The 21,607-nt window shown below is 60.6% G+C and carries 19 protein-coding genes and 1 pseudogene; 7 read left to right on the plus strand and 13 right to left on the minus strand.

The genetic code is table 11. The features are described 5' to 3' along the window. Positions 1-36: 36 nt before the first annotated feature. Positions 37-972, plus strand: a pseudogene (locus tag HGP31_RS05595) (transporter substrate-binding domain-containing protein); the annotation flags it as partial. A gap of 173 nt (positions 973-1,145) precedes the next feature. Next, positions 1,146-1,433, plus strand: a complete 288-nt coding sequence (locus HGP31_RS05600) for a DUF3509 domain-containing protein (RefSeq protein ID WP_020795651.1) — start codon at positions 1,146-1,148, stop codon at positions 1,431-1,433. A gap of 169 nt (positions 1,434-1,602) precedes the next feature. On the opposite strand, the gene HGP31_RS05605 is transcribed toward HGP31_RS05600, so the two are convergent. Next, positions 1,603-2,571 (minus strand): TIGR02285 family protein, encoded by a 969-nt coding sequence (locus tag HGP31_RS05605; RefSeq protein WP_168757297.1) that lies wholly within the window; start codon positions 2,569-2,571, stop codon positions 1,603-1,605. Then, positions 2,525-3,724 carry a CaiB/BaiF CoA transferase family protein gene (locus tag HGP31_RS05610; RefSeq protein WP_168757298.1) on the minus strand — a complete coding sequence of 400 codons (1,200 nt, stop codon included), beginning with the start codon at positions 3,722-3,724 and terminating at the stop codon, positions 2,525-2,527. The genes HGP31_RS05605 and HGP31_RS05610 overlap by 47 nt, the downstream gene beginning before the upstream one ends. 147 nt (positions 3,725-3,871) lie before the next feature. Between HGP31_RS05610 and HGP31_RS05615 the strand changes: the two genes are divergently transcribed. The 3 genes from HGP31_RS05615 (at position 3,872) to HGP31_RS05625 (ending at position 7,571) form a co-directional block, all read left to right on the plus strand. Continuing rightward, on the plus strand, positions 3,872-4,414 hold the full coding sequence (locus tag HGP31_RS05615; RefSeq protein ID WP_008057823.1) for a YaeQ family protein: 543 nt from the start codon (positions 3,872-3,874) through the stop codon (positions 4,412-4,414). A gap of 57 nt (positions 4,415-4,471) precedes the next feature. Next, complete coding sequence (recJ, locus tag HGP31_RS05620; RefSeq protein ID WP_168757299.1) at positions 4,472-6,181, plus strand: single-stranded-DNA-specific exonuclease RecJ; 1,710 nt, start codon at positions 4,472-4,474, stop codon at positions 6,179-6,181. A 283-nt stretch (positions 6,182-6,464) separates the two neighbouring features. Further along, the gene (locus HGP31_RS05625) at positions 6,465-7,571 is read left to right on the plus strand and encodes an NADH:flavin oxidoreductase/NADH oxidase (RefSeq protein WP_020795655.1); all 1,107 of its coding nucleotides are present in this window, start codon (positions 6,465-6,467) and stop codon (positions 7,569-7,571) included. A 55-nt stretch (positions 7,572-7,626) separates the two neighbouring features. On the opposite strand, the gene HGP31_RS05630 is transcribed toward HGP31_RS05625, so the two are convergent. Then, positions 7,627-9,252 (minus strand): glucan biosynthesis protein D, encoded by a 1,626-nt coding sequence (locus tag HGP31_RS05630; RefSeq protein WP_020795656.1) that lies wholly within the window; start codon positions 9,250-9,252, stop codon positions 7,627-7,629. Positions 9,253-9,664: 412 nt separating this feature from the next. Here HGP31_RS05630 and HGP31_RS05635 point away from each other — a divergent pair, with 412 nt between their 5' ends. Further along, a complete protein-coding gene (locus tag HGP31_RS05635) occupies positions 9,665-9,850 on the plus strand; it encodes a hypothetical protein (protein ID WP_020795658.1) in 186 nt (61 codons plus the stop codon). A 52-nt stretch (positions 9,851-9,902) separates the two neighbouring features. On the opposite strand, the gene HGP31_RS05640 is transcribed toward HGP31_RS05635, so the two are convergent. The 10 genes from HGP31_RS05640 to HGP31_RS05685 form a co-directional block, all read right to left on the minus strand. Next, positions 9,903-10,193, minus strand: a complete 291-nt coding sequence (locus HGP31_RS05640) for a type II toxin-antitoxin system RelE/ParE family toxin (protein ID WP_020795659.1) — start codon at positions 10,191-10,193, stop codon at positions 9,903-9,905. Continuing rightward, on the minus strand, positions 10,171-10,419 hold the full coding sequence (locus HGP31_RS05645) for a CopG family ribbon-helix-helix protein (protein ID WP_020795660.1): 249 nt from the start codon (positions 10,417-10,419) through the stop codon (positions 10,171-10,173). The genes HGP31_RS05640 and HGP31_RS05645 overlap by 23 nt, the downstream gene beginning before the upstream one ends. Before the next feature lie 203 nt (positions 10,420-10,622). Then, complete coding sequence (locus tag HGP31_RS05650) at positions 10,623-12,107, minus strand: APC family permease (RefSeq protein ID WP_020795661.1); 1,485 nt, start codon at positions 12,105-12,107, stop codon at positions 10,623-10,625. Between the two features lie 274 nt (positions 12,108-12,381). Beyond that, positions 12,382-13,806 (minus strand): gamma-aminobutyraldehyde dehydrogenase, encoded by a 1,425-nt coding sequence (locus HGP31_RS05655; RefSeq protein ID WP_168757300.1) that lies wholly within the window; start codon positions 13,804-13,806, stop codon positions 12,382-12,384. A 148-nt stretch (positions 13,807-13,954) separates the two neighbouring features. Then, entirely contained in the window at positions 13,955-14,764 is an 810-nt protein-coding gene (locus HGP31_RS05660) for an ABC transporter permease (RefSeq protein ID WP_020799670.1), read from the minus strand. Beyond that, complete coding sequence (locus HGP31_RS05665) at positions 14,754-15,701, minus strand: ABC transporter permease (RefSeq protein ID WP_168757301.1); 948 nt, start codon at positions 15,699-15,701, stop codon at positions 14,754-14,756. Before HGP31_RS05665 ends, HGP31_RS05660 begins: the two co-directional genes overlap by 11 nt. A gap of 1 nt (position 15,702) precedes the next feature. Continuing rightward, complete coding sequence (locus HGP31_RS05670; protein WP_083348306.1) at positions 15,703-16,740, minus strand: ABC transporter ATP-binding protein; 1,038 nt, start codon at positions 16,738-16,740, stop codon at positions 15,703-15,705. A gap of 172 nt (positions 16,741-16,912) precedes the next feature. After that, a complete protein-coding gene (gene ydcS / locus HGP31_RS05675) occupies positions 16,913-18,067 on the minus strand; it encodes a putative ABC transporter substrate-binding protein YdcS (RefSeq protein ID WP_020799667.1) in 1,155 nt (384 codons plus the stop codon). A gap of 83 nt (positions 18,068-18,150) precedes the next feature. Next, positions 18,151-19,608, minus strand: a complete 1,458-nt coding sequence (locus tag HGP31_RS05680; protein ID WP_168757302.1) for a gamma-aminobutyraldehyde dehydrogenase — start codon at positions 19,606-19,608, stop codon at positions 18,151-18,153. Positions 19,609-19,739: 131 nt separating this feature from the next. Beyond that, positions 19,740-20,654 carry a LysR family transcriptional regulator gene (locus HGP31_RS05685; protein WP_020799666.1) on the minus strand — a complete coding sequence of 305 codons (915 nt, stop codon included), beginning with the start codon at positions 20,652-20,654 and terminating at the stop codon, positions 19,740-19,742. A 205-nt stretch (positions 20,655-20,859) separates the two neighbouring features. On the opposite strand from HGP31_RS05685, the gene HGP31_RS05690 reads away from it, so the two are divergent. Then, entirely contained in the window at positions 20,860-21,543 is a 684-nt protein-coding gene (locus HGP31_RS05690; protein ID WP_168757303.1) for a tellurite resistance TerB family protein, read from the plus strand. Positions 21,544-21,607 lie beyond the last annotated feature (64 nt).

Genomic DNA, 21,607 nt, shown 5'->3' on the forward strand with positions numbered 1-21,607 from the left:
ACGGAGAGGGACGAACGGATCTGCAAGGATGTGGCAATGCCGGTTTACAGACGATCCAGGCCAGCGGCGTGCTGGCTGCTATTGCTCAGTGTCCTGTTCATCTTGGCCCAGTGGGCAATCGCCGCGCCTGATCCGGCTCGTGAACCGGCAAAGGCGGGCGCCGGTGTCCGGATCGCGCTGGATGCCCGGGAACTTGAATGGATTGCCGGGCACCCGCCCGTCAAGGTAGCGTCGCTGGAATACCCGCGCTACCTGTTCAAGAATGAACATGGCCAGTGGAGCGGCCTTAACAGGGACATGCTCGATCGCATCAGCGCCATGACGGGGCTGCGTTTTGTCCATGTCGAGTCATTCTCCATCGAGCATATGCTTCAAAGCCTGGAGCGCGCAGAAGCGGACATGAGCACCACGCTGGCAATGAATGACGAGCGCAAGGTGTTCCTGGATTTCAGCCATTCCTATGGCGGCTCTGGCTGGGTGTTTGTCGGGCGGGCCGGGGCACCGCAGGTCGAGTCACTGCAGCAGTTGGCCAAGCACGTGTTGGTACTGCCGACCCGGCATGTGCTGGAAGCGGTGATTCGTCGTGACCACCCCACCATCGATTTGCGTTCGGTCAAGACCTACGCGCAAGCCCGCGCGCTGGTGGAAAGCGGGGAGGCCCATGCCACCATCGAAAGCGAAACAGGCGCACGACTCTTACCCTTGGGCCAGCTTCAGGTGGGGCAAATCGTGGAAGGCCAGTGGGACCCGGACTACCTGACGGTGCGCAAAGGCCAATCGCAACTGCTCTGTATCCTCAACAAGGCCCTCGAGGCTTTTCCTCCCGCTGAACTACGTGCCTTGCGTTCGAAGTGGCTCGATGGCGATCCACTCCCGACAGCCTGGCAACAATTTGCCCCATGGGCTGGCTGGGGCCTTTTGGCCGCCAGCCTGTCTGGCTTGCTCTCGCTACTCTGGAGGTGCCGTTTGGCCGGACAGGCGTGAGGCTGATGTTTTTTCCCTGTCATCTTCGCCGTGCATGCTCTATCGACCGCAGGCGCAGGCTCACCTGCACGCGGTTTTCAGAACTTTCTACTCGGCCCAGCGGTCATTTACAGTACACACGCCCCAGGCACTTTGTTTTCGGACTATTGAGTGGTGATCGGATGGAAAGTATCAGTCTATTGCTCGGTGAGGCTCTGAGCCCGTACCAGGTGACGTTAACCCCGTCAGGCATACATGGCGAATGCCGGGTGACCTTGAAGAATGCTATCGGTGCCATAGTGGTCGATCGGGTGTTCAATCAGGCGCAGTTGGCCGACAAGCGTCAGTTGACGGATGTCGTCGACGGCCTGCACCGCGATGTGCTGATTGCTGAAGGACGCCTGGAGCCCTGTGTTATCGCAGCGTTGCGCAATGCGGCACAGGACAAGTTGGTGGCTAGCCGAAATTGAATGGCCGGTTGTGGGAACCTTCCTGCATCCTTATCAGTCAGATTCAGTAACAGCGGGATCAAGCATTGTGCTCCGGTGCTTGCCGCTTGCTGTTACTGGTCTTTGAAAGACCACGTTTAACCCCGAGTCGTCTCCCCACTTCTCGGGGTTTCTTTTTGCCTGGCAATTGTCAGTAGCCGTCCTGATGCTCGAAAAATTCCCGGGCTGCTCGCAGGTAGTCGGTGCGGCTTTGCGGGTCGAGCCAGCCGGCATACGCCTCGCTCAAATGGTCTCGGGGCAGGGCACGCAGCAATTGGTTGATCTCGATGATCGCCTGCCGCCCCTGGGGCGTATTGGTGCAGCCGATGTAGCCGGACAGGTATCTGCCGGTGCCACGAACCGGATAGAACTGCAGCTCCTCTTCGGCGATCCCTTGTTGTCGCGCCTGATAGCGAATTTCCGGGCGATAGCCCAACAGCAACTGCAGGCGTCCCAGGCGTTGCATTTGCAGCAGGCTGCCTAAGGCGTCGTTGCCGTAATGAAGGGTCAGCGCCTTGCCCGGCGCCTGTTTGAGCAGGGCGTCAAGGTATTCGCCATAGTTGCGTTCGGCAACAATGCCCAAGGTCACGTTGCCGGTGGCCAACAGGGCCGCCAGGTCCACCTCGCCATCCTTGAGGAACGGCGTCAGTACCTCCCGCTCGTTGCTGCGCACGGCCAGGCCATTGCTCATGGCGCGAAAGACCGGCAGCGAAAATGCGATCCAGCTTTCGCGTTCCTTGCTCCAGTTCAACGCTGCATCGCAGGTGAGGGACGGTTCGTGAAGCATTTGCAAGCCACGGGCACGATTGACCTTCATCACGCTGTGCCGGTACTGCGGCATGCCGGCGATCAGCTGCCGCAGCAATTGATCGATGACCCCCTGGCCTTTTTCCGGCCCGTTGAAAATGAACAGCGGCGGTAGATCGCGTTTCAGCCAGACCAGGGATTCCTTGGGCTGCGCCGACACCGGCGAGGCCAGCGTAACGATCAGGGCCAGGCTCGCCAACGCGCCCAGGCGCTGCCCGGCCAACAGCAGGCCGGGCTTGATGAGTCGCGCAAACAAACGCTTGAGCTCAGATGGCTCCGTCTTTGCGCAGTTGTGTGATCTGCGACGCGTCATAGCCAAGTTCCTGGAGTACCTGGGCATTGTGCTCACCCAGTTGCGGCCCGACCCATTCACAATCACCGGGTGTCTCTGAGAGTTTCGGCACGATCCCTGGCATCTTGAAGTCCTTGCCATCGGGCAGCTTGGCCTGCAGGAACATTTCCCGGGCGAGGTACTGAGGATCGCTGAACATGTCTTCGGCGCTGAAGATCCGGCTGGCCGGTACGTCGGCTTGGTTCAAGCGCTCGATGACGGTGTCCAGGGGCAGCGAATTGACCCAGCGATCAATGACCCCATAAATTTCGTCGCGACGGCTGTCGCGGCCGTCGTTGCTGGCCAGCAGCGGATCGTTGGCCAGGTCTTCCCGACCAATGAGCAGCATGAAGCGCTTGAAGATCGCATCGCCATTGGCGCCGATCTGCACATGCTTGCCATCGGCACTGGTGTGGATCGATGAAGGCGTAATACCCGGCATGATATTGCCGGTGCGCTCGCGGATGAAACCAAACACGTCGAACTCCGGCACCATGCTTTCCATCATGGCGAAGATCGCCTCGTACAGCGCCACGTCCACTACTTGCCCCTGACCGCCATTGACCTCGCGGTGACGCAGGGCCATGAGGGCACCGATCACGCCCCACAGCGCGGCAATCGAATCACCGATGGAAATCCCGGTGCGCACCGGCGGCCGATCCTCGAACCCGGTGATGTAGCGCAGGCCGCCCATGGATTCGCCGACCGCGCCAAACCCGGGTTGATCCTTCATCGGGCCGGTCTGGCCGAAGCCCGAGAGCCGCACCATGACCAGATTTGGATTCAATGCATGCAGGACGTCCCAGCCCAGGCCAAGCTTTTCCAGTACACCGGGGCGGAAGTTCTCGATCAGGATGTCCGCTTCACTGAGCAGTTTCTTCAGGACCGCCAGGCCGTCCGGATGCTTGAGGTTGAGCGTCAGCGATTTTTTATTGCGAGCCTGGACGAACCACCACAGCGAGGTGCCCTCGTACAATTTGCGCCATTTGCGCAATGGATCGCCGCCGTCCGGCGATTCGACCTTGACCACATCGGCACCGAATTCAGCGCAAATGCGCGAGGCGAACGGGCCGGCGATCAAGGTACCCAATTCGATGACTTTCAGACCTGAGAGCGGTTTGGCAGAGGACGGCATGCGGGCTCCTGTTGGACAAAGGTTGAGCGAGTACAGAGTTTTAACATAGCCGACTGTCAGGCGCCCAAGGGAGATCGCCTTCTATTCGTTGATTGGTGGCTGCATCGGTTAGACTTGCCGCCTTTCCACGTATCAAGAAGCCCGTTCATGGCCCAGCCGTCCACGACCTACAAGTTTGAACTGAACCTCACCGACCTCGATCGCAGCGTCTACGAGTCCGTCAAGCAGACCATCGCCCGCCACCCTTCGGAAACCGAAGAGCGCATGACCGTGCGCCTGTTGGCCTACGCCCTCTGGTACAACGAGCAACTTTCGTTTGGCCGTGGCCTGTCGGACGTGGATGAACCAGCGTTGTGGGAAAAGAGCCTGGATGACCGCGTCCTGCACTGGATCGAAGTCGGCCAACCGGACGCCGATCGCCTGACCTGGTGCTCGCGCCGCACCGAGCGCACCAGCCTGCTGGCCTACGGCAGCCTGCGCGTGTGGGAAGGCAAGGTGATCCCGGCGATCAAGAACCTGAAAAACGTCAACATCGCGGCGGTCCCTCAGGAAGTCCTGGAAACCCTGGCCAAAGACATGCCCCGGGTGATCAAGTGGGACGTGATGATCAGCGAAGGGACGATTTTCGTCACCGACGACCGCGGCCAGCATGAAGTCCAGTTGCAGTGGCTGTTGGGCGAACGCGGCTGATCAGTCGTTGCCTCACCGGTTTTATCCTACGTATTGAAGAGAAGCCCCTGTCACCCCATGCGCATCGAACCTCGCCAGCTGCCCGACACCCTGCCATTTCTCGGTGATATTCCACCGCTGCTGACCCGGCTGTACGCAGCGCGGGGCGTGCAATCCGAAGCCGAACTGGACAAAAGCCTGGCACGGCTGATTCCGTTCCAGCAGCTCAAGGGCATCGAGGCAGCGGTGGATCTGCTGGTGACCGCGCTCGAGCAGCGCCAGAGGATCCTGATCGTTGGCGACTTCGATGCCGACGGTGCCACCGCCAGTACCGTGGGCACTTTGGGCTTGCGCCTGTTGGGTGCGGCGCATGTCGACTATCTGGTGCCCAACCGATTCGACTACGGCTACGGCCTGACCCCGGAAATCGTTGCGGTGGCCCTGGAGCGTCAGCCGCAGTTGCTGATTACCGTGGACAATGGCATTTCCAGTGTCGAAGGCGTGGCCGCGGCGAAAAAGGCCGGGCTCAACGTGTTGGTCACTGACCACCATTTGCCGGGCGATGACCTGCCGCTGGCCGATGCCATCGTCAATCCGAACCAGCCCGGTTGCACGTTCCCGAGCAAGGCGCTGGCCGGCGTCGGGGTGATTTTCTATGTGCTGATGGCCTTGCGCGCGCGTTTGCGCGAACTCGGCTGGTACGCCAGCAAGCCGCAGCCGAACATCGGCGAATTGCTCGATTTGGTGGCGCTGGGCAGCGTGGCCGACGTGGTGCCGCTGGATGCCAATAACCGCATCCTGGTGCATCAAGGCCTGGAACGCATACGCGCCGGACGTGCCCGGCCGGGGATCAAGGCGATTCTCGAAGTGGCCAAGCGTGATCATGCGCGCATCACCTCCACCGACCTGGGGTTTATCGTCGGTCCACGCCTCAACGCCGCCGGGCGACTGGATGACATGAGCCTGGGCATCGAATGCCTGCTGACCGAAGACGTGGCGCTGGCGCGGGAAATGGCGGCGCAGTTGGACGGGATGAACCAGGACCGTAAATCCATCGAGCAGGGCATGCAGCGTGAAGCGTTGGCCCAGCTCAAGGATTTGCCGGTGGAATCGATGCCATTTGGTTTGTGCCTGTTCGATCCCGAATGGCATCAGGGCGTCATCGGCATCCTGGCCTCGCGCATGAAAGAGCGTTATTTCCGTCCGACCATCGCCTTCGCCGATGCCGGCGACGGGTTGCTCAAGGGCTCGGGGCGTTCGGTGCAGGGCTTTCATATTCGCGATGCCCTGAGCGTGGTGGCGGCGCAGCATCCGAACCTGATCACCAAGTACGGTGGTCATGCCATGGCCGCTGGCCTGACGCTGCCGGAGGCGAATTTTCCACTGTTCGCTGAAGCTTTCGACGCCGAAGTGCGTCGGCAACTGCGCGACGAAGACTTGACCGGGCGTTTGCTGTCGGACGGGGTTCTGGCGGTCGAAGAATTCCACCTCGAACTGGCCCGTGCATTACGCCACGCCGGGCCTTGGGGCCAGCACTTCCCGGAGCCACTGTTTCATGGCGTGTTTCAGTTGGTCGAGCAGCGTGTCGTCGGTGAACGCCACCTCAAGGTGGTGCTCAGGAGCGAGTGCGGCTCGGTCAAGCTCGATGGCATTGCCTTCGGGATCGACCGTGAGGTCTGGCCAAACCCGACCATCAAGTGGGTGGAGCTGGCTTACAAACTCGACGTCAACGAGTTTCGCGGCAATGAGACCGTGCAACTGATGATCGCCCACATTGAACCGCGTTGAACCCCTGGCACTGTAGGAGCGAGCATGCTCGCGATGGTCGCCAACGATGACGCTGGCTACCTGACACCCCGCGGTGACTGGGACCCCATCGCGAGCATGCTCGCTCCTACAGGGAGGGGCGACATCCCCCGATGTCGACTAGGCTCTAAAGCACTGCTTGATTATCCTTGTGACGTCTTGTCAATTTTTTGCCCGCGGGGGCGGGTGCTGCATCCCTTTCATGTCACTCGTCGACTATTCAAACAGAACCCTGGAGCCTGCCCACTGATTTGAGAGGTGCCCCATGAGTCTGCTGCTTGAACCCTACACTCTTCGTCAATTGACCCTGCTCAACCGCATTGCGGTATCGCCAATGTGCCAGTATTCGAGCGTCGATGGCCTGGCCAATGACTGGCACCTGGTCCACCTCGGTAGTCGCGCCGTCGGCGGCGCCGGACTGGTCTTTACGGAAGCCACGGCAGTCACGGCCGACGGGCGAATCACCGCCCAGGACCTTGGCCTGTGGAACGATGAACAAATCGAACCCTTGCAACGCATCACCCGTTTCATTGCCGCTCAAGGCGCCGTTGCTGGCATCCAGCTGGCCCACGCAGGGCGTAAGGCCAGTACCTATCGACCCTGGCTCGGCAAGCATGGCAGCGTAAAGATTGACGAGGGCGGCTGGTTGCCGGTTGGCCCGTCGCCAATCGCCTTTGATCCGCAACACACACAACCCAAGCAGCTGGACGAAGGCGAGATCGCTGACGTCATCCAGGCCTTTGTCGACTCGGCGAAGCGCGCGTTGACCGCCGGTTTCAAGGTGGTCGAAGTGCATGCGGCTCATGGCTATCTGCTGCACCAGTTTCTTTCGCCCCTGAGTAATCAGCGGCGTGACCAGTACGGCGGTTCATTCGAAAACCGAATTCGCCTGGTCTTGCAGGTCACCGAAGCGGTGCGCAAGGTCTGGCCCGAAGAATTACCGCTGTTCGTGCGGGTGTCCGCCACCGACTGGGTGGAGGATGGCTGGAACCCGGATGAAACCGTCGAGCTGGCGCGACGCCTTAAGGACTTGGGTGTGGACCTCATCGACGTGTCGTCAGGCGGTACGGCCGTCAACGCGGAAATCCCCACGGGTCCGGGTTATCAGACCCGCTTCGCCGAACGTGTGCGCAAGGAGTCAGGCATCGCTACCGGTACGGTAGGAATGATCACTGAGCCTGCACAGGCCGAACATATCCTGCGCACCTGCCAGGCCGACATCATCTTCCTCGCTCGTGAGCTGTTGCGTGATCCTTATTGGGCATTGCATGCCGACGATGACCTGGGTGGGCGCAAAGCCATTTGGCCGGCGCAATATCACCGCGCGACCCATCGTGACCAACCCATTCATGAGTCGGATTTGCGGGATTGAGTGAGGTCGCAAACCAAAAGCCCCGGTCGATTTGACCGGGGCTTTGTTTTCTCCGTCAGCTGTACTTGCGCTTGTCCGGTGCCGGCGGGAAGTACTGGTACAACCAGGTTTCACTCAGCGTCCGGTCATTGGTGCGAATGAACAGGCGCAGCTCCACTGGCTCGACACTGTCGTTGGTCGGATACCAGTCAAAGGTGATGCGGTAGCCCTTGATGTCATCGAGCACCAGCACGTTGAAGTCCTTCACCTCGCCGTTGGAACAGGTGACCACCGGTTCGATGCCCGTGCCTGGCGGCAGGCGATCCAGGCCGCCACCGTTGAAATCCACGGCGAAGCGTCGGGCCCAGACCTTCGGGTAGTGTTCGCCCGGCGCCCAGCCTTCAGTGAAACCGCCCATGCCTGAACGGGTTGCGTTGACCCGTGCCAAGGGCGTGCCGACAGGCGGCAGGGCGCTCCAGTAGAGTTTGTAGCCATAGTTCAGTGAATCGCCGGCGGCGACCGGTTTTTTCGGGGTCCAGAAGGCAACGATGTTATCGAGTGTCTCGCCGGTGGTAGGAATTTCCAGCAGATCGATAGAGCCTTCGCCCCACGCGGTCGTCGGTTCTACCCACAGGCTCGGGCGTCTGCTGTACCAATCGACGGTGTCCTGATAGCTGGCGAATTCATGATCGGTCTGCACCAGGCCGAAACCTTTCGGGTCCTTGTCGGTGAAGGCGTTGAATTGCAGGGTGGCCGGATTGTTCAGCGGGCGGCAGATCCACTCGCCATTGCCGCGCCACATCGCCAGGCGATCGGAGTCGTGGATTTGCGGGTGAATGGTGTCGCACATACGGCGCTCGTGGGTACCGCAGCTGAACATGCTGGTCATCGGCGCGATGCCCAGTTGTTCGATGGCGGTGCGCGCGTTGACATGGGCGTCGACCTCCATCACCACGCGTTCGGCCTGGCAATCGATGTCAAAACGGTAGGCGCCGGTCGCGCTCGGAGAATCGAGCAAGGCGTAGACCACGAAGCGCGTGCTGTCCTTGTCTGGCGTCTCGAACCAGAACTTGGTGAAGTCGGGGAATTCTTCGCGCTTCTTCGCATAGGTGTCGATTGCCAGCCCGCGGGCCGACAAGCCGTACTGGCCAGTGGCGTCTACCGCTCGGAAATAGCTGGCGCCGAGGAAAGACACCACGTCGTGTTTGTCCAGTTCCGGCGCCTTGAACAGCTTGAACCCGGAAAAGCCCAGGTCGCCCTTGAGCTGCTGGGTGTCGACGGACGTATTCTCATAATTGAACAACGAAGGGCGGAAATGCACTTCGCGGGCCATGTGGGTCTTGGGATCGACGCTGTACATGCGCACCGGCTGGCGGAAACCCATGCCGACATGGAAAAACTGCACATCCAACTGACCATTCAAGTCATTCCACAGCGAATGCTTGCCGTCATAGCGAATGGCATTGAAATTCTGCGGGGTCATGGTCGCCAGGGTGGGCGGCAGCACCTGCTTGGTATCCTGGTAGCGGTTGCTGGCCAGTTGCTTGGCCTGGACCTTCAGCGCTTCGAAGTCGAACGCCTGGGCTTCGCCGTCCGCTGTGCCATTGCTTGCCCAGGCACCGGCAGCGAGCAGGCCGGTGGCCGACAAACCGGAGTAGGCGGCGATGGCCATGGAGGCTTTTAGCAAATTCCTGCGATGCATAAGTACAACCTGTCGTGAACGATCCCGCGCCGTTCCTGGCACTGCTGGATCAAAAATATCGGTTCGGACATGCCTTCGGCCAAACGCAACTGCCTTTAAAACATATAACGAATAGCTTAAACCGTTCGGTTGCGCAGCAAAAATGATTGATGGCGTGACGATAGCGCGGCAATGAAACAAGAGATGTCGGTTAACGTTTCCGACAGTAAGTTCTGATTTAAAGGGCATTTCTGCTTTTTTCGACTAATTACTCTAAAAAGTACTTTTCAGCGCCCGGATAGTTTCTATTCTATGGGCATGACCGGTTTCTGCCCTTCGGGCCGGTGGGCTTCAGTGGACACAGGGTGCTACTGAAAAGGGTAGGGCGATGCAATATCTGAAGTTTTCTTTGACGTAGAGAAGGACATCGTCCATGTCGAAAGTACAAGGCATCACCGAAATCCTGGGAATCTTTGCGTGCCTATCTACTGGCCGGCGGAGACGTCGGCTCAATAACGAGGAGATGAAGTTGGTGGAGCGCTATCGCGAGTTGTCGGAGAGTGATCGCATTGCGATGCGTTATCTGGTGGATGCGATGCGCAGTGTTTCGCGGTTTTGAAGAAATGGAACATCCAGTCGCGGCAATCCTGTCGCGGCTGGACGTTCTCCCTTTACCAATCCTGAGAACGTTCAGAACGCTGATGCAGCACCCTCAACACCTGTACCTGGCCATTGGCAAATCGATACGGCGCAATGAAGGGATAACGACCAAGTACCAATTCTCGTACATCAGGCATGATAGAAGGCCTGCCTGAGCCGGGGAACTGTTCCAACTGCCGGAAACATTGCAGCATGGTGGAAATGATCTCGATGGCAGTACCCGCGCCTACGACCTCTCGGTAATGTTCATGGATGGCGTCCAGGTCGCTTTCGGCTTTCTCAGTCAGTACTACGCTCGGCACGTTTTTCCCACTTAGCCTTCACGGCGTCCAGGTCGGTCAGTTTTCCAGCATCGGCATCGGATATGCCGTCGCTTATGGCTTGCAGATGCCATGACTCGGCTTCTACATATCGAACCAATGCACGCTTGAGGTGGTACTGACGGTCGCGGTCGGTGGCAGCCGCTAGCTGATCCAGTTGTTGGGCCAGGAGTTCTTCGACACGAAACGACAAAACGGGCGAGGCCATGGTGGCTCTCCTAAAGATGTATACTCTGTAAACGACGTAAACACCCTAGGCCTTGCAGCGATTATCGTCAACCAGTACCACTTGCGTGGTGGGGAAACTCTAGCTGGGGATACATCCACGGGATGCCAGGAACTGTTTCGAAATGCTTGACCGCTAAAAGCGTTTGGTTGCCCCGGTGTCTTTTGGCACCGGGGCAATTTCCATTAGCGACTAACCTTCCACGCATCCCCCGCAGGCGCTGTGCCGTGGTCATACGGCTTGGCGATCCACATGTAGAGCAACCCCAGGCCAATGACGATGGTGGTGCTCAAGACCATGGCGTAGTTGATGTACCACGCCGCATCCGGCGTCCGTGGCCAGGCCATGTTGACGATTGCGCCGACGCCATAGACCAGCGCGCAGATGTTCACCGGCCAGCCCCAGGCGCCGAGGGTGAATTGGCCGCTGGGCTTCCAGCCTTTGAGGCGGGCATACAGCGCCGCAAGCACGATCATCTGGAAGGCCAGGTAGATGCCGATGGCGGCGAAGCTGACGATGGTGGCGACTGCATCCTGCAGGAAGAAGCCGAGGATGATGATCAGCGCTGGCAGGACGCCGGACACGAACAGCGCCGCAACCGGAACCTGGGTGGTCGGAGATATCTTCTTCAGCAGTCGGCTGCCGATGACCATTTCATCTCGGGCGTAGGAGTACAACAGGCGGCTCGCCGCCGCTTGCAGGCTGATGACACAGGAGATGAAGGAAATCATCACCACGCCCATCACCATCTTCGAGCCCACGGGGCCGAAAGCGTTGTTGAGGATGGTGCCGACCGGGTCCTTGTCGGTGCCGTCGATCACCGCTTGCATGTCTGGCACGGCGAGGATCAGTGCCAGGCAGGCGAACATTGCCGCAATGCCGCCGATGTAGATGGTCATGCGCATGGCCACCGGGATCTTCTTGCTCGGGTTCGGGGTTTCTTCGGCCACGTCGCCGCAGGCCTCGAAGCCGTAGTAGAGGAACATACCCGCCAGCGAGGCGGTGAGGAAGGCCGGCAGGTATGAACCATCGACGCTGATGTCGAAGGTGTTGAACAGCACGCCAATTGATTGATGGCGCTCGAAGACCAGCAGGTAAACGCCGACGATCACTGCACCCACCAGTTCACAGAGGAAGCCGAACATGGCAATGCGCGCCAGTACCTTGGTGCCGCTGAGGTTGATCAGGGTGGCAAACAGCGTCAGCACCAGGGCAATGACGATATTGGTGTTGTTGCTCGGTTCAAAACCGAGCATGGCAGCCAGGTACGGGCCGGCGCCGACGGCTACGGCGGCAATCGTGACGCACAGGGCGATGGAGTAGATCCAGCCGACCATCCACGCCCAGCGCTTGCCCACCAGGCGACGCGCCCACGGGTACACGCCACCGGAAATCGGGAACTGCGACACCACTTCACCAAAGATCAGGCACACCAGCAACTGGCCGCAACCGACCAGCAGATAGGCCCAGAACATCGGCGGCCCGCCAGCGGCGAGGCACAGGCCGAAGAGGGTATAAACCCCTACGACCGGCGAGAGATAAGTGAAGCCCAGGGCGAAGTTTTCCCACAAGCTCATGCTGCGATTGAAGTTGGAGGTGTAACCCAGTTTTCGCAGTTGCTCGGCGTCGCTGTCGACGACGGCGGTAGAGAGATCGGGTGATGCAGTCATGTGTGTTTCTCCGGAAAATCGGCAGATTTCGGATGTCCGAAGCCGTGGCAGGGCCGTGGAGGCGCTGCCCGGATCAGTGGTTATTGTTGTGTTTGAAACCAGTGGTGCGTAATGCCGGTTTCGACCTCGAAACCGTGGTGAAATCATCGCTGTACTGTAGGAGCGAGCATGCTCGCGAGAAACCGGAGGGCACCGCGGGGCGTCAGGTTCCCCGCGTTATCGTTGACCTCCATCGTCGGAACGCCGCCCGGAGCATGCTCGCTCCTACAAGGGGTTAGTGTTTGAACATCACATGCCGCACAACGGTGTAATCCTCCAGCCCATACATCGACATGTCCTTGCCATACCCCGACAACTTCTGCCCGCCATGGGGCATTTCGCTGACCAGCATGAAGTGCGTGTTGACCCAAGTGCAGCCGTACTGCAAGCGCGCCGACAGGCGATGCGCGCGGCCGACATCGGCGGTCCACACCGAGGACGCCAGGCCGTAGTCGGAATCGTTGGCCCAGCCCAGCACCTGTGCCTCGTCACTGAATTTGGTCACCGACACCACCGGCCCGAACACTTCGCGGCGCACGATCTCGTCGTCCTGCTGCGCATCGGCCAGCACCGTTGGTTCGAAGAAGAAACCGTTGCCTTCCACGGCCTTGCCGCCGGTGACCAGGCGGATGTGCGGCTGTGCGATGGCGCGCTCGACGAAGCCGGCGACGCGGTCGCGGTGTTGCGCGGTGATCAGCGGGCCGAGTTCGGTCGATGGATCGTCCTGCAAGCCGTACTTGATGCTGCTCACGGCGGCGCCGAGCTTCTCGACGAATTTCTCGTAGATGCCTGCCTGGGCATAGATGCGGCAGGCGGCGGTGCAGTCTTGACCGGCGTTGTAGAAACCGAAGGTGCGAATGCCGTCGACCGCGGCGTCGATGTCGGCGTCGTCGAAGATGATCACCGGGGCCTTGCCGCCCAGTTCCATGTGCATGCGCTTGACGCTGTCGGCGGTGCTGGAAATGATGTTCGCGCCAGTGGCGATCGAACCTGTCAGCGACACCATGCGCACTTTCGGATGGGTGACCAGCGGGCTGCCAACCGTAGGGCCGCGGCCGAACACCAGGTTGAGCACGCCAGCCGGGAAGATTTCCGCTGCCAGTTGCGCCAGGCGCAACGCGGTCAACGGCGTCTGTTCCGAGGGCTTGAGCACCACGGTATTGCCGGCGGCCAGGGCCGGGGCGATTTTCCAGGCGACCATCATCAGCGGGTAGTTCCACGGCGCGATGGAGGCGATCACCCCGACCGGGTCGCGGCGGATCATCGAGGTGTGGCCGGGCAGGTATTCGCCGCCGGCCGAGCCGCTCATGCAACGGCTGGCGCCGGCGAAGAAACGGAACACGTCGGCAATCGCCGGGATCTCGTCGTTGAGCGCGGCGCTGTAGGGCTTGCCGCAGTTGTCCGATTCGAGCTTGGCCAGCTCTTCGCCGTGGGCCTCGATGGCGTCGGCGAGTTTGAGCAGCAGCAGCGAACGTTCCTTGGGCGGGGTCTGCGACCAGCTATCGAACGCGGCATCGGCGGCGCGCACGGCGGCATCGACCTGGGCTTCGCTGGCCTCGTTGATTTCCACCAGCACGCGCCCTAGCGCCGGGTTGAACACCGGTTGGGCGGGGCCTTCGCCATTGACCAGTTGGCCGTTGATCAAAAGTTGGGTTTGCATGACATCGTCCTCTTCAAAGCTAATTATTTTTATCTGCAGAAACCGGCCCCTGTAGGAGCTGCCGCAGGCTGCGATCCTTTGATCTTGATCTTCAAAAGCAAGATCAAAGGATCGCAGCCTGCGGCAGCTCCTACAGGTTTGTAATCAGTTACTTCCCGCCGCTACCGGCCACGCTCTCACCCCCCCGGGTCAGGTAATAGGCACCGAGGATCGGCAGCATCGTCACCATCATCACTAGCATCGCCACGACGTTGGTCACCGGCACGTCCCGTGGGCGGCTGAGCTGGTTGAGCAGCCATAGCGGCAGGGTGCGTTCATGGCCGGCGGTGAAGGTGGTGACGATGATCTCGTCGAACGACAGCGCGAACGCCAACATGCCGCCGGCCAGCAGCGCCGAGCCGAGGTTCGGCAGGATGATGTAGCGGAAGGTCTGCCAGCCATCGGCGCCGAGGTCCATCGAGGCTTCGATCAGGCTGTGGGAGGTACGGCGCAAGCGGGCGATGACGTTGTTGTAGACGATCACCACGCAGAAGGTCGCGTGGCCGACGATGATGGTGAACATCCCCGGCTCGATGCCCAGTGTCTTGAACGTCGCCAGCAATGCGATACCGGTGATGATCCCCGGCAGGGCAATCGGCAGGATCAGCATCAACGAGATACCTTGCTTGCCGAAAAAGTCCCGTCGGTACAGCGCCGCCGACGCCAGCGTGCCAAGCACCATGGCAATCAACGTGGCAATGGCCGCGATCTGCAGCGACAACTTGATCGCTTCCAGTACGTCGGGCCGTGAGAACGCCACGCCGATCCACTTCAGGGTGAAACCCTTGGGCGGGAAACTGAACGCCGCGTCTTCGGTGTTGAAGGCATACAGGAAGATGATCAGGATCGGGAAGTGCAGGAACACCAGCCCGCCCCAGGCGGCGATACGCAAGCCCAGGGATGCTTTGTCAGAGTGCATCGAAGGCCCCCAGTCGTTTGACGATGGACAGGTAGATGGCGATCAGCACGATCGGCACCAGGGTGAAGGCTGCAGCCATTGGCATGTTGCCGATCGCACCTTGTTGGGCATACACCATGCTGCCGACGAAGTAACCGGGCGGGCCGACCAGTTGTGGCACGATGAAATCGCCCAGGGTCAGGGAGAACGTGAAGATGGAGCCTGCCGCAATACCCGGCACCGACAGCGGCAGGATCACCTGCATGAAGGTCTGGCGCGGCTTGGCGCCGAGGTCGGCGGACGCTTGCAGCAGTGACGGTGGCAGGCGTTCCAGCGAGGCCTGGATCGGCAGGATCATGAAGGGCAGCCAGATGTAGACGAACACCATGAAGCGCCCCAGGTGCGAGGTCGACAAGGTACTGCCGCCGACCCCCGGGATGCCCAGCACAAACTGCAATAACGATTCAAGCCCCAGGTTCTGCACGAACCACTGTGCTACGCCGCCTTTGGCCAGCAGCAGCGTCCAGGCGTAGGCCTTGACGATGTAGCTGGCCCACATCGGCATCATTACGGCGATGTAGAAAAATGCCTTGGTTTTACCCGAGGTGTAGCGCGCCATGTAGTAGGCAATCGGGAAGGCGACGATGGCGCTGGCGATGGACACGACAATCGCCATGCTCAGGGTGCGCAGGATGATGTCGAAGTTCGATGGCTGGAACAGCGCGGCGAAGTTCGCCAGGGTCAGGTCAGGGGTGACCGCCATGGTGAAGTCATCGAAGGTGTAGAAACCTTGCCACAGCAACGTCAGCAACGAACCCAGGTAAATGGCGCCGAACCACAGCAACGGCGGCACCAACAGCATCGACAGGTACAGGTTTGGCCGGCGGTACAGCAGGTTGGAAAACTTGCGCAACGCCGAGCCGCCCGACGAGGAATGAGGAACAGCCAGGGTGCTCATGTCACACCCCGCCTGTCAGGGTGTCGTGCAGCGGGATCATCGCTTCACGGGCCCAGCGTGCGCTCAGGCGTTGCCCGGTCTGGTGCTGGGCACTGGTGTCGAGCCATTGATTGTTGGCCTGGCTGATATTCAAGGTCTGGCCGTTTTCCAGCTTCAATTCGTAGCGGGTGGCGCTGCCCTGGTATTGGATATCGTGCAGCAGGCCGCTGACTTCGATCTCATGGCTGGCCAACGGGCCTTCGGCGAAGCGCACGTGTTCCGGGCGAATCGAGAACGGCTGGGGATTGCCGCTCAACTGCTTCGCCAGGTCGCCGCGAATCACATTGGAAGTGCCGACGAATTCGGCGACGAAGGTGGTCGAAGGTTTCATGTACAGGTTGCGCGGCGAATCGACCTGTTCAATGCGACCCTTGTTGAACACGGCGACGCGGTCGGACATGGACAGCGCTTCGGTCTGGTCGTGGGTGACGAAGATGAAGGTGATGCCCAGCTGGCGTTGCAGCTTCTTCAATTCGCCTTGCATCTGCTCGCGCAACTTCAGGTCCAGCGCGCCGAGCGGTTCGTCCAGCAGCAACACCCGTGGGCGATTGACCAGGGCACGGGCCAGGGCCACACGCTGGCGCTGGCCACCGGAAAGTTGCACCGGCTTGCGCTCGCCGTAGCCGCCGAGGGCAACCATGTCGAGGGCTTCTTCGGCGCGCTTCAAGCGTTCGGCCTTGGCGACGCCTTTGACTTTCAAGCCGTAGGCGACGTTGTCGCGAACGTTCATGTGGGGGAACAGCGCGTAATCCTGGAACACGGTGTTCACATCACGCTGGTAAGGCGGAAGGCCGGCGGCTTCCTCGCCATGAATACGAATGGAACCCGCGCTCGGTTGTTCAAAACCGGCGATCAGGCGCAGGCAAGTGGTTTTGCCTGAGCCGGAAGGCCCCAGCATGGAGAAAAACTCGCCGTCCTGGATGTCGATGGAAACCCGGTCAACGGCTTTCACTTCGCCGAACTGACGGGAAACGTTGGTGAACTGGACTGCAAGCGTCATGGTGCGGTGCTCCAAAAAGGCGCGCTTTCTAAAAAATCTGAATCGGTTGTGGCGTCGAAAAGATCGCAGCCTTCGGCAGCTCCTACAGGATTTGCAGAAGGCGCCGAATCTGCGGTGCCTGCGGTCGCGGTAGGAGCTGCCGCAGGCTGCGATCTTTTGATCTTAAGAGGGCTTACCTGCCGCCCATGATCGCGATGTAGTCCTGGGTCCAGCGGCTGTACGGCACGAATTTGCCGCCCTCGGCCTGCGGGGTTTTCCAGAAGGCGATCTTGTCGAAGTTGTCGAAGCCGTTGGTCTTGCAGCCTTCGGCGCCAAGCAGTTCGCTCTCTTTGCACGCTGCCGGTACCGCCGGCAACGAACCGAACCAAGCCGCCACGTCACCCTGGACTTTCGGTTGCAGCGACCAGTCCATCCACTTATAGGCACAGTTCGGGTGCTTGGCATCGGTGTGCATCATGGTGGTGTCGGCCCACCCGGTGGCGCCTTCTTTGGGGATGGTCGAGGCGATCGGCTGTTTCTCATTGATCAGGCCGTTGACCTGATACGGCCAGGCCCCGGACGCCACCACACCTTCATTCTTGAAGTCACTCATCTGTACGGTGGTGTCGTGCCAGTAGCGGTGGATCAACGGCTGCTGGGCGCGCAATAGATCGAGCACGGCCTTGTATTGCGCTTCGGTCAGTTCGTAGGGGTTCTGGATCCCCAGTTCCGGCTTGGCGGATTTCAGGTACAGCGCTGCGTCGGCGATGTAGATCGGACCGTCATAGGCCTGCACGCGGCCCTTGTTCGGCTTGCCGTCCGGCAGGTTCTGCGCGTTGAACAACACGCCCCAGCTGTCGGGCGCGGTCTTGAAGACGTTTGTGTTGTACATCAACACGTTCGGCCCCCACTGGTACGGGGTGCCGTAGGTCTGCTTGTTGACCACATACCACGGCGCATCCTTCAGGCGCGGATCGAGGTTCTTCCAGTTCGGGATCAACGCCGTGTTGATCGGCTGCACGCGCTTGCCGACGATCAGGCGCAGCGAGGCATCGCCCGACGCGGTCACCAGGTCATAACCGCCCTTGGCCATCAGGCTGACCATCTCATCGGAGGTCGCAGCGGTTTTCACGTTGACCTTGCAGCCGGTTTCTTTCTCGAAACCGGTCACCCAGTCGTAGGCCTTGTCGCTTTCGCCACGTTCGATGTAGCCAGGCCACGCGACGATATCCAGCTGGCCTTCGCCGGCACCGACGGCCTTCAATGGCTCGGCGGCCTGGACAAACACGCCACTGGCCAGCAGTAAGGGGGTGATGGCACTGAGCAGTGCGGTCTTGTGCACGAACATGGGGTTTCCCTCTTCTTCAAATTATGGTCGGGGCAGTGGTGAACGTGGTGAAGCATGCCGTTAACGGCTTGTTATTAGCGTAGTCAGAGATGCTGCCCGTGGCGTGCCATGATGTGCCGCACCACGCTGTAGTCCTGGAGTGAATCGCTGGACAGGTCCTTGCCATAACCCGAACGCTTGAGCCCGCCGTGGGGCATCTCGCTGACCAGCATGAAATGGCTGTTGATCCAGGTGCAGCCATACTGCAACCGCGCGGCAACCTGCATCGCCTTATCCAGGTTCTGCGTCCAGACCGACGAGGCCAGGCCGTATTCCGAGTCGTTGGCCCAATCCACCGCCTGTTCCAGCTGATCGAATCGGGTCACGGTGACCACCGGCCCGAACACTTCGCGCTGGACGATTTCATCGCCTTGCTTGCAACCGGCGAGCAACGTCGGTTGGTAATAGAAGCCGGCGCCGGAATGCACCGCCGCGCCGGTCACCCGTTCGATATGCGGCTGGCCGAGGGCGCGTTCGACGAAACTGGCCACGCGGTCGCGCTGGCGGGTGCTGATCAACGGGCCGATTTCGTTGTCGGCATCGCGTTTACCGGCGAAACGCAGGCTGCTGACCGCCGCGCCGAGTTCGGCCACCAGGCGATCGTGAATGCCGGCCTGGGCGTACACCCGGCAAGCGGCGGTGCAATCCTGCCCGGCGTTGTAGTAGCCGTAGGTGCGCACGCCTTCGACCACCGCCTGGATGTCGGCATCGTTGCAGACAATCACGGGGGCTTTGCCGCCCAGTTCGAGGTGCGTACGCTTGAGGGTCTTTGCCGCGGCCTGGAGGATTTTCTGCCCGGTGACGATATCGCCGGTCAGCGACACCATGCGCACCTTGGGGTGGCTGACCAGATGACTGCCGACGCCTTCGCCGCCACCGCAAACAATGTTGATCACGCCGGGCGGCAGGATCTCGGCCAGCGCCGGGGCCAACGCCAGGATCGACAGGGGCGTGTGCTCCGAGGGCTTGAACACCAAGGTATTGCCGGCGGCCAGGGCCGGGGCGATTTTCCACGCCGCCATCATGATCGGGTAATTCCACGGCGCAATCGATGCAACCACGCCAATCGGATCGCGCCGCACCATGCTGGTGTAGCCCGGCAGGTACTCGCCGCTGAGCTGGCCGGTCTGGCAGCGCACGGCGCCAGCGAAAAAACGGAACACATCGACCGTGGCGCTCAGGTCGTCCTGACGCGCCAGATGCAACGGCTTGCCACAATTGAGGGATTCGAGGCGGGCGAGCAGGTCGGCGTTTTTTTCGATGGCGTTGGCGATATCGAGCAACAGGTTCGAGCGTTGCTGCGGCGTGGTCCGCGACCAGCCGGCGAAGGCGCGGTGCGCGGCGAGAATAGCGGCTTCGACTTGTTCGGTGCTGGCTTCGGCGATGTGCGTCAACACTTCGCCGGTGGCCGGGTTGAGGATCGCCTCGACACGGCCTTGCCCTGCGACTAATTCACCTTCGATCAACAATACGGTGAACAACGGGGTCTGTGCGCCAGCCATTCTTCGGGTTCTCTTTTCTTGTGTGGCCATGCTGCTCCCTGTGACTGGGGCTGGCCGTCTTATATACATATGACAAGACTAGTGCGCAGACCCGAGGTCGACAAATTCTAAATACTGAAGGTGGCGTTCGATTAAATAGATGGCTTGCGCCCGCCGTGGGGTTGCTCGCGAGCGACGGTCAGGAACGGGTCCACCAAGGCCGGGCGCGCAGTGCCGCGGCGCCAGGCCAGGCCGACATCGAGGGTCTGGCTCAGGTCGGCAATCGGCCGCGCTTCAATGATGTCGCCCTCCAGCGACCACGGGCGATAAGTCATGTCGGGCTGGATCGAAACACCCAGCCCGGCCGCCACCAGGCTACGCACCGCTTCGGTCGAGGCCGTGCGCAGGGTGATGCGTGGTTGCAGGGAAGCGGCTGTCCACATGCGCTGGGCGTTGCGATCCATTTCATCGACGTTCAATTGAATCAGCGGCTCGCGGGCCACGTCGGCGAGGTTGATGCTGTCGTGTTCCAGCAGCGGATGCTGGGCCGGCAACCACAGTCGATGGGGTGAATGGGTCAGCACTTCGGTCTGCAAGGCGTGACGGTCTTCAAGGTTGGAAAGGATCAGCACCCCTACATCGATCTCGCCGCTGACCAGCAAATGTTCGATGTAGGGGCGTTCGTCTTCCATCACGCGGATTTCGACGTTGGGGTAGGCGCGCTGGAAGCGCGTGAGCAGGTCCGCCAGGTAGTAACCGGCGACCAGGCTGGTCACGCCGACGATCAATTGCCCGGCCACCTGGTCGGTGCTTTGTTGCAGGCTGCGCTTGGCATTGTCCACGGTGGCCAGGATCAAATGCGCCTGGCGCAGGAACTGATGCCCCTGATGGGTCAGGGTCATGCCCTTGGCGTGGCGATTGAACAGGCCAACGCCGATCTCCTGTTCGAGCTGCTGGATCGCCAGGGTCAGGGTGGATTGTGAAATGAACGCGGTTTGCGCGGCGGCAGAGATCGAACCGGTCTCGGCCACCGCAATGAAGTGCCGGATTTGACGCAGGGTCATCATGAGGCCGTACCAGGTAAGCGGTTTTTATAGATTTTATGCAGTGTATATCTTTTTTTTCGATGGGCTTCTGGGCAGTAATGGGACAAGCACTGGCAGGAGCTCTTTCCCAGCAACATCTGGAAGCAAACTCACCGGGGGCGCCGGGCACTTTCGATTTAGGCTGATGGCCTTAGTGTCCGGTTAAACCCTTTTGTGGAGGCGGAAAATGATCACCCGTGGATTGCTCGACCAACTGCTCAAGTCTGGCCAGGATCTGTTGCAAAAAAATACCGGTGCGGCGCAGAACAAGGGGGCGAGCAGTGGCATCGGCAGCTTGCTCTCCGGTGCGGGCGGCGGGGCCCTCGCCGCTGGGGCCATGGGCCTGCTGCTGGGTAACAAGAAGGCGCGCAAGGTCGGAGGCAAGGTCGCGGTTTATGGCGGCCTCGCCGCATTGGGCGTGCTGGCCTACAAAGCCTACGGCAACTGGCAAGCCCAGCAGGGCACGGCCCCGAAGACCGAACCGCAAACCCTGGATCGCCTGCCAATGGCGCAAGCCGAGCAGCACAGCCAGGCGATTCTCAAGGCCCTGGTGGCCGCAGCCAAGGCAGACGGTCATATTGACGCGCGCGAACGCGAGCTGATCGAAGGTGAGTTCAGCAAGCTCGACAACGATCAGGAGCTGCAACACTGGCTTCACGCGGAACTGAACAAGCCACTGGATCCGACCGATGTCGCCCGCGCCGCCAGCACCCCGGAAATGGCTGCCGAGATGTACATCGCCAGTGTGATGCTGGTGGATGAGGAGAGCTTCATGGAGAAGTCCTACCTCGATGAGCTGGCGCGGCAACTCAAGTTGGCGCCAGGGTTGAAGGTCGAACTGGAGAAGCAGGTGCGCCAGGCTTCGATGTAAGCCTTCAAAGATCGCAGCCTGCGGCAGCTCCTACAAGGGATCGGCGTGCACCTGTAGGAGCTGC

The sequence above is a fragment of the Pseudomonas umsongensis genome, assembly GCF_012647205.1.
Taxonomy (GTDB): domain Bacteria; phylum Pseudomonadota; class Gammaproteobacteria; order Pseudomonadales; family Pseudomonadaceae; genus Aquipseudomonas; species Aquipseudomonas umsongensis.

Coding starts and splice junctions, on each gene's coding strand:
- HGP31_RS05655 (WP_168757300.1), bottom strand. CDS start 13,806: ATGCAAACCCAACTTTTGATCAACGGCCAACTGGTCAATGGCGAAGGC.
- HGP31_RS05670 (WP_083348306.1), bottom strand. CDS start 16,740: ATGACGCTTGCAGTCCAGTTCACCAACGTTTCCCGTCAGTTCGGCGAA.
- HGP31_RS05610 (WP_168757298.1), bottom strand. CDS start 3,724: ATGCCGTCCTCTGCCAAACCGCTCTCAGGTCTGAAAGTCATCGAATTG.
- HGP31_RS05680 (WP_168757302.1), bottom strand. CDS start 19,608: ATGGCTGGCGCACAGACCCCGTTGTTCACCGTATTGTTGATCGAAGGT.
- HGP31_RS05635 (WP_020795658.1), top strand. CDS start 9,665: ATGTCGAAAGTACAAGGCATCACCGAAATCCTGGGAATCTTTGCGTGC.
- HGP31_RS05630 (WP_020795656.1), bottom strand. CDS start 9,252: ATGCATCGCAGGAATTTGCTAAAAGCCTCCATGGCCATCGCCGCCTAC.
- HGP31_RS05660 (WP_020799670.1), bottom strand. CDS start 14,764: ATGCACTCTGACAAAGCATCCCTGGGCTTGCGTATCGCCGCCTGGGGC.
- recJ (WP_168757299.1), top strand. CDS start 4,472: ATGCGCATCGAACCTCGCCAGCTGCCCGACACCCTGCCATTTCTCGGT.
- HGP31_RS05645 (WP_020795660.1), bottom strand. CDS start 10,419: ATGGCCTCGCCCGTTTTGTCGTTTCGTGTCGAAGAACTCCTGGCCCAA.
- HGP31_RS05625 (WP_020795655.1), top strand. CDS start 6,465: ATGAGTCTGCTGCTTGAACCCTACACTCTTCGTCAATTGACCCTGCTC.
- HGP31_RS05615 (WP_008057823.1), top strand. CDS start 3,872: ATGGCCCAGCCGTCCACGACCTACAAGTTTGAACTGAACCTCACCGAC.
- HGP31_RS05600 (WP_020795651.1), top strand. CDS start 1,146: ATGGAAAGTATCAGTCTATTGCTCGGTGAGGCTCTGAGCCCGTACCAG.
- HGP31_RS05650 (WP_020795661.1), bottom strand. CDS start 12,107: ATGACTGCATCACCCGATCTCTCTACCGCCGTCGTCGACAGCGACGCC.
- HGP31_RS05685 (WP_020799666.1), bottom strand. CDS start 20,654: ATGATGACCCTGCGTCAAATCCGGCACTTCATTGCGGTGGCCGAGACC.
- ydcS (WP_020799667.1), bottom strand. CDS start 18,067: ATGTTCGTGCACAAGACCGCACTGCTCAGTGCCATCACCCCCTTACTG.
- HGP31_RS05665 (WP_168757301.1), bottom strand. CDS start 15,701: ATGAGCACCCTGGCTGTTCCTCATTCCTCGTCGGGCGGCTCGGCGTTG.
- HGP31_RS05690 (WP_168757303.1), top strand. CDS start 20,860: ATGATCACCCGTGGATTGCTCGACCAACTGCTCAAGTCTGGCCAGGAT.
- HGP31_RS05605 (WP_168757297.1), bottom strand. CDS start 2,571: ATGACGCGTCGCAGATCACACAACTGCGCAAAGACGGAGCCATCTGAG.